6 protein-coding genes are annotated in these 4,737 nt (G+C 70.6%); 4 read left to right on the top strand and 2 right to left on the bottom strand.

What is annotated here, in order from left to right; genetic code table 11:
* Nucleotides 1-837 (bottom strand): sigma 54-interacting transcriptional regulator (locus PKA16_RS15590; protein ID WP_324404573.1); only part of this gene is annotated, 837 nt, incomplete at its 3' end.
* Nucleotides 838-940: 103 nt separating this feature from the next.
* Here PKA16_RS15590 and PKA16_RS15595 point away from each other — a divergent pair.
* The 4 genes from PKA16_RS15595 (at nucleotide 941) to PKA16_RS15610 (ending at nucleotide 4,005) form a co-directional block, all read left to right on the top strand.
* Entirely contained in the window at nucleotides 941-1,765 is an 825-nt protein-coding gene (locus tag PKA16_RS15595) for a universal stress protein (protein WP_324404575.1), read from the top strand.
* 52 nt (nucleotides 1,766-1,817) lie between these two features.
* Nucleotides 1,818-2,246 (top strand): S4 domain-containing protein, encoded by a 429-nt coding sequence (locus tag PKA16_RS15600; protein ID WP_324404577.1) that lies wholly within the window; start codon nucleotides 1,818-1,820, stop codon nucleotides 2,244-2,246.
* Between the two features lie 125 nt (nucleotides 2,247-2,371).
* On the top strand, nucleotides 2,372-3,160 hold the full coding sequence (locus PKA16_RS15605; RefSeq protein ID WP_324404582.1) for an alpha/beta hydrolase: 789 nt from the start codon (nucleotides 2,372-2,374) through the stop codon (nucleotides 3,158-3,160).
* Between the two features lie 185 nt (nucleotides 3,161-3,345).
* On the top strand, nucleotides 3,346-4,005 hold the full coding sequence (locus PKA16_RS15610) for a DsbA family oxidoreductase (protein WP_324404579.1): 660 nt from the start codon (nucleotides 3,346-3,348) through the stop codon (nucleotides 4,003-4,005).
* Nucleotides 4,006-4,214: 209 nt separating this feature from the next.
* On the opposite strand, the gene PKA16_RS15615 is transcribed toward PKA16_RS15610, so the two are convergent.
* On the bottom strand, nucleotides 4,215-4,737 hold a 523-nt coding region (locus tag PKA16_RS15615; protein WP_324404580.1), incomplete at its 5' end, for a cation-translocating P-type ATPase C-terminal domain-containing protein.

Below are 4,737 nucleotides of genomic sequence, written 5' to 3' on the forward strand. Positions count from 1 at the left end.
CAGCGGCATGTCGCCGATCTCGTCGAGGAACAGCGTGCCGCCGTCGGCCAGCTTGAACTTGCCGGCGCGTCCGCGCCGGTCGGCGCCGGTGAAGGCGCCCGGGGCGACGCCGAAGAACTCCGCCTCCAGCAGGGTGTCGGGCACGGCCGCGATGTTGATGCTGATGAAGGGCCCCTGGGCGCGCGCCGAGGCGGCGTGGATCCCATGCGCCAGCAGTTCCTTGCCGGTACCGGTTTCGCCCAGCAACAGTACCGGACTGGTCGACTGGGCGGCGCGCCGCGCCTGGCGCTTGACCTCGACGGCGGCCGGGCTGCTGCCGACGAAGCTGGCCAGCGTGTACTTGGCGCGTCGTGCCACGCCGCCGCGGCTGCGCTGCGCCGCCAGTTCGCGCTGCGCATCCAGCAGCTCCTGCTGCAGGCGCGCGAACTTGCCGGTCAGTGCCTGCATCGCGGCCGAGGTCTGGTCGAACAGCACGATGCCCAGGGCGCCCATCACCTCGCCCGCATCGTTGCGCAGCGGGATGCGGCTGACCACGAAGGTGCCGGCCTTGTTGATCAGCAGGTCGATCAGGCTGGGCCGGCCGGTGCGCAGCACCTCGTGCATCTGCGTGTTGTGGATCACCTGCGACACCGGATGGCCGATGAAATCGGCCTCGCAATCGAAGCCGAGCGCCGGCAGGAAGCGTCGGTATTGCGCGTTGATCCAGACCACCCGGGCGTCGCGGTCGACCAGCAGCATGCCCTCGCTGGCGTCCTCGAACAGCTCGAACATGGAACGCGCGGCCAGCGCCAGGATGCGGTCGCTGTCGAGGGGCAGGGTCGTGCTTGCCGCGGGCATGACCCGATGGTAGCGGCGTTGCCGTGCTTGCACGGGCCATGCGAGAACGGGTAACCTACGCCCTTTTGCAGCATCGTGAAACAATTTTCTGGAGGTGATGCCGATGTACGACCGGATCCTGGTGCCGCTGGACGGCTCGCGTTTTTCCGAGGAGATGATTCCCTATGCCCGCGGGCTGGCGGCGGCGCTGGACGTTCCACTGGCGCTGTTGCGGCTGGTGGCGAAGGCCAGCGAGCAGGACGAGGCGAGCGGTTACGTGGGGGGCCTGGCCGCGACGCATGGTGCGGAAGCCCTGTGCCAGGTGGCCCATGGCGACATCGCGGATGCCATCCTGGAGGAGGCCGGTCGCGCACCGGGAACGCTGGTGGCCATGACCTCGCACGGGCGCTCCGGGCTGATGGAGGCGATGCTGGGCAGCGTGGCACTGCGGGTGCTGCGCGGTGGCAAGGGTGCACCGATCCTCGTCTATCGGCCGACTGGCGCGGGCCCGTCCGCTGATGCGGCGGTGCGGATCCGGCAGGTGGTGCTGCCGCTCGACGGCACCGAACTGTCGGAAGGCATGGCCGAGCAGGCCGCCGAACTGGCGCGCCGTCTGGACGCGGAACTGATGGTGGTGGTGGTGATCGATCCCAAGGCCACCAAGGGCGGCGACATGCCGGTCAGCGCCATGATGAAGGGTCTGGAGTCGGGCTACGTGCGCTCCAATGCGCGCGACTTCGCGACCCGCTTCGGGGTGCGCGTGAACTGGGAAGTGCTGTACGGCGATCCGGCCGAATCGATCACCAGCTTCATTTCCGGCCGCCAGGACGCGATGCTGGCGATGGCCACGCGCGGCCGTTCGGCGCTGGAAGCCGCGCTGCTGGGCAGCGTCACGGCCGGCTGCCTGCGTCACGCCGGAGTGCCGGTGCTGATGCGCCAGCCCGAATGAGCGGGGTCGCGGCGGTGTCCGCGCATGCGGTCGGGGGTGCGTCGCGGCGCTCATGAGCGAGGGCCTGGCGCGCCAGCGCATCGACAAGTGGCTCTGGGCGGCGCGCTTTTGCAAGACGCGCGCGCTGGCAGTGCAGGAAATCGAGCGCGGCCGGGTGTCGGTCAATGGCCTGGCCTGCAAGCCCGCGCGCGAGCTCAAGCCGGGCGACGTGGTGACGCTGCGCCAGGGTCCGATCCAGCGTGAACTGGTGGTGCGCGCGCTGAGCGCCCAGCGCGGGCCGGCCAGCGTGGCCCAGGGCCTGTACGAAGAGACGACGGCCAGCGTGGCGGCGCGCGAGCAGGCAGCGCTGGCCCGGCGCCTGGCGCCCGAGCCGGCGCACGCCATGGCCCAGGGGCGCCCGACCAAGCGCGACCGGCGCGAGCTCGAAGCCCAGCGCCGCGCCGGTTGGGGCGAGCGCTGGTCGGCCCGGCTCGATGACTGACCCGCTCCCGCCGGGCTCGACGCGTGATCACCGCCAGCGCAGTGCCTGAAGGAGCCGAGCCGCCCCGCCTGCTGCCCCCGGCCGAACGTCGGCGCTTGGCCGCGGGCCGTCGCCTGACGACCCCGATGGTGCAGGGCGAACTGGTCTGGCATGCCTGGGGCGAGGAGCGGGCGGGCGCGCCGCCGGTGGTGCTGCTGCACGGCGGCAGCGGCTCGTGGACGCACTGGGTTCGCAACATCCTGCCGCTGGTCGACCAGGGACGGCGCGTGCTTGCTGCCGACCTGCCGGGTTTTGGCGATTCCGGGTCCTTGCCTGCGGGCAGCGACGCCGATGCCATGGTGGCGCCGCTGGCCACCGGACTGGGTCAGCTGGCATCCGGCCAGCCGGTGGATCTGGTCGGGTTCTCGTTTGGCGGCCTGGCGGCCGGCCTGCTGCTGGCCGAGCATCCCGCCCTGGCACGGCGCCTGGTGCTGGTCGGCGCGCCGGCCATGGGGGTGCTGCCGGGGCGCCAGTTCCAGCTGCGTGCGTGGCGCCACCTGAAGACGCCGCAGGAACAGGCCGAGGTGCACCGGCACAACCTGGCGGTGCTGATGCTGCACGACGCCGACCGGATCGACGGGCTGGCGCTGGAAATCCATGTCGGCAACGTGGGGCGTGATCGACTGCCGCGCCGGCGCCTGGCGCACACCGACATCCTGGCGCGGCGCCTGCCGCATGTCCCTTGTCCGGTGCATGCCATCTATGGCGCCTACGATGCGATCTACGGCCGCTACATCGACAGCCTGGCGCCTGCCTTTGCGGCTGCCGCGCCCGACTTTCGCGGCCTGGCGCTGATCGCCGGCGCGGGGCACTGGGTGCAGTTCGAGGCACCGGCAGCGTTCAATGCGGCGCTGTGGCGGGTGCTGGAGAATTGAGCCTTGATTGGAAACCGCCAACATTCAACGTCCATTCGCCGAGGACGCAAAGAATACGCAGCGGACGCAAAAGAGATTCAAACCATCCTTTCTGCGTCCTCTGCGTATGGTTGTTTCGAGATCTGACTTCCGCGCCCGATGAGAAAGCGCCAACAATCATGAAAGTCGTGGTATCAAGGATTGTCATGCCCACCCCGATCAGGATCGATTTCGTCTCCGACGTCGCCTGCCCCTGGTGCGCCGTCGGTCTGGCTGCGCTGCAGCAGGCGCTGGCGCACAGTGGCGATGCGCTGCAGGCGACGCTGCACTTCCAGCCGTTCGAGCTCAACCCCGACATGCCGCCTGAGGGCGAGGACCTGTCCGGACATCTGACGCGCAAGTACGGCTCAACCCCCGCGCAGCAGGCCCAGATCCAGACCGCCATCCGCGAGCGCGGCGCCGCGGTGGGCTTTGCCTTCTGTCCCACCGGCCGCGGGCGCATCGTCAACACCTTCAACGCACACCGCCTGCTGCACTGGGCGGGGCTGGAGAGTGCCGAGCGCCAGTTCGCGCTCAAGCGCGCCCTGCTCGAGGCCTATCACGGGCGCGGCGAGCGCGTCGACCACGAGGACGTGCTGCTGGCTGCAGTGCGCCAGGCCGGGCTGGACGAGGCGCGGGCGCGCCAGATCCTCGCCGGCGACGACTACGCGGCCGAGGTGCGGGAAGCCGAGCGGCGCTGGCTCGACGCCGGCATCCATTCGGTGCCGACGGTGGTGATCGACGAGCGCCACCTGATCAGCGGCGGCCAGCCGCCCGAGGTGTTCGAGCGCGCGCTGCGCCAGATTGCCGCGCAGGGCGCCGGTTGAACCTGAAGCCGGCAGTCGTTCGCTGATGAACCCGTCGAAAGCGGCGTGGACATTGCGCCTGGCCGCTTCGGTCACCCAACAGGTGAACATCATCAGGACAGCCGAAGCCGATATTCATGCGGGTTTGCAGACGATGATCAGCGGTCGACTGTCGGTTTCAGGTTCAACGGCCGGATTTGGGTTGAGCCGAGGCGCCAGCCGCGCCTGGTTCAGGCCGGGGTGCTGCGCGGGCGGCGCGCGAGCGCGCGGCCCGGCAGCATGCCCACGGCCGCGGCCAGCGCCACTGCGACCAGCGTCAGGCCGAGTTGCGCTGGTGCTGCCGGGGCGAAGTGCAGTAGTGCCCGCGCCTGCGGCACAGCAATCGCCAGCGCCAGGACGCCCGCGGCGATGAGGGCAACGATCCAGAAGGCACGCGCCCCCGGCGTCAGCAGCGCGCGCCAGCCCAGGTCGGCGCTCAGGTTGGCCGCCACCAGCAGCAGGTTGCCCGCCGTCAGGCCGACCACCGCCAGCGTGCGCGCGACGTCGGCGTCCTGGCCCGCACGCAGCGCCAGAATGTAGACCAGCAGGGTGGCCAGCAGCACGCTGCCACCCTGCAGCAGGCCATCCAGCAGTCTCGACGTGCCGAGCAGGCCCTCATCCGCGCGGCGCGGCGGGCGCTGCATCAGGCGGGGTTCGGGCGGCGCGCCCTCGAAGGCCAGCGAGCAGATCGGGTCGATCACCATCTCGGTCAGC

The organism is Ottowia sp. (genome assembly GCF_035325765.1).
Lineage (GTDB): Bacteria > Pseudomonadota > Gammaproteobacteria > Burkholderiales > Burkholderiaceae_C > Ottowia.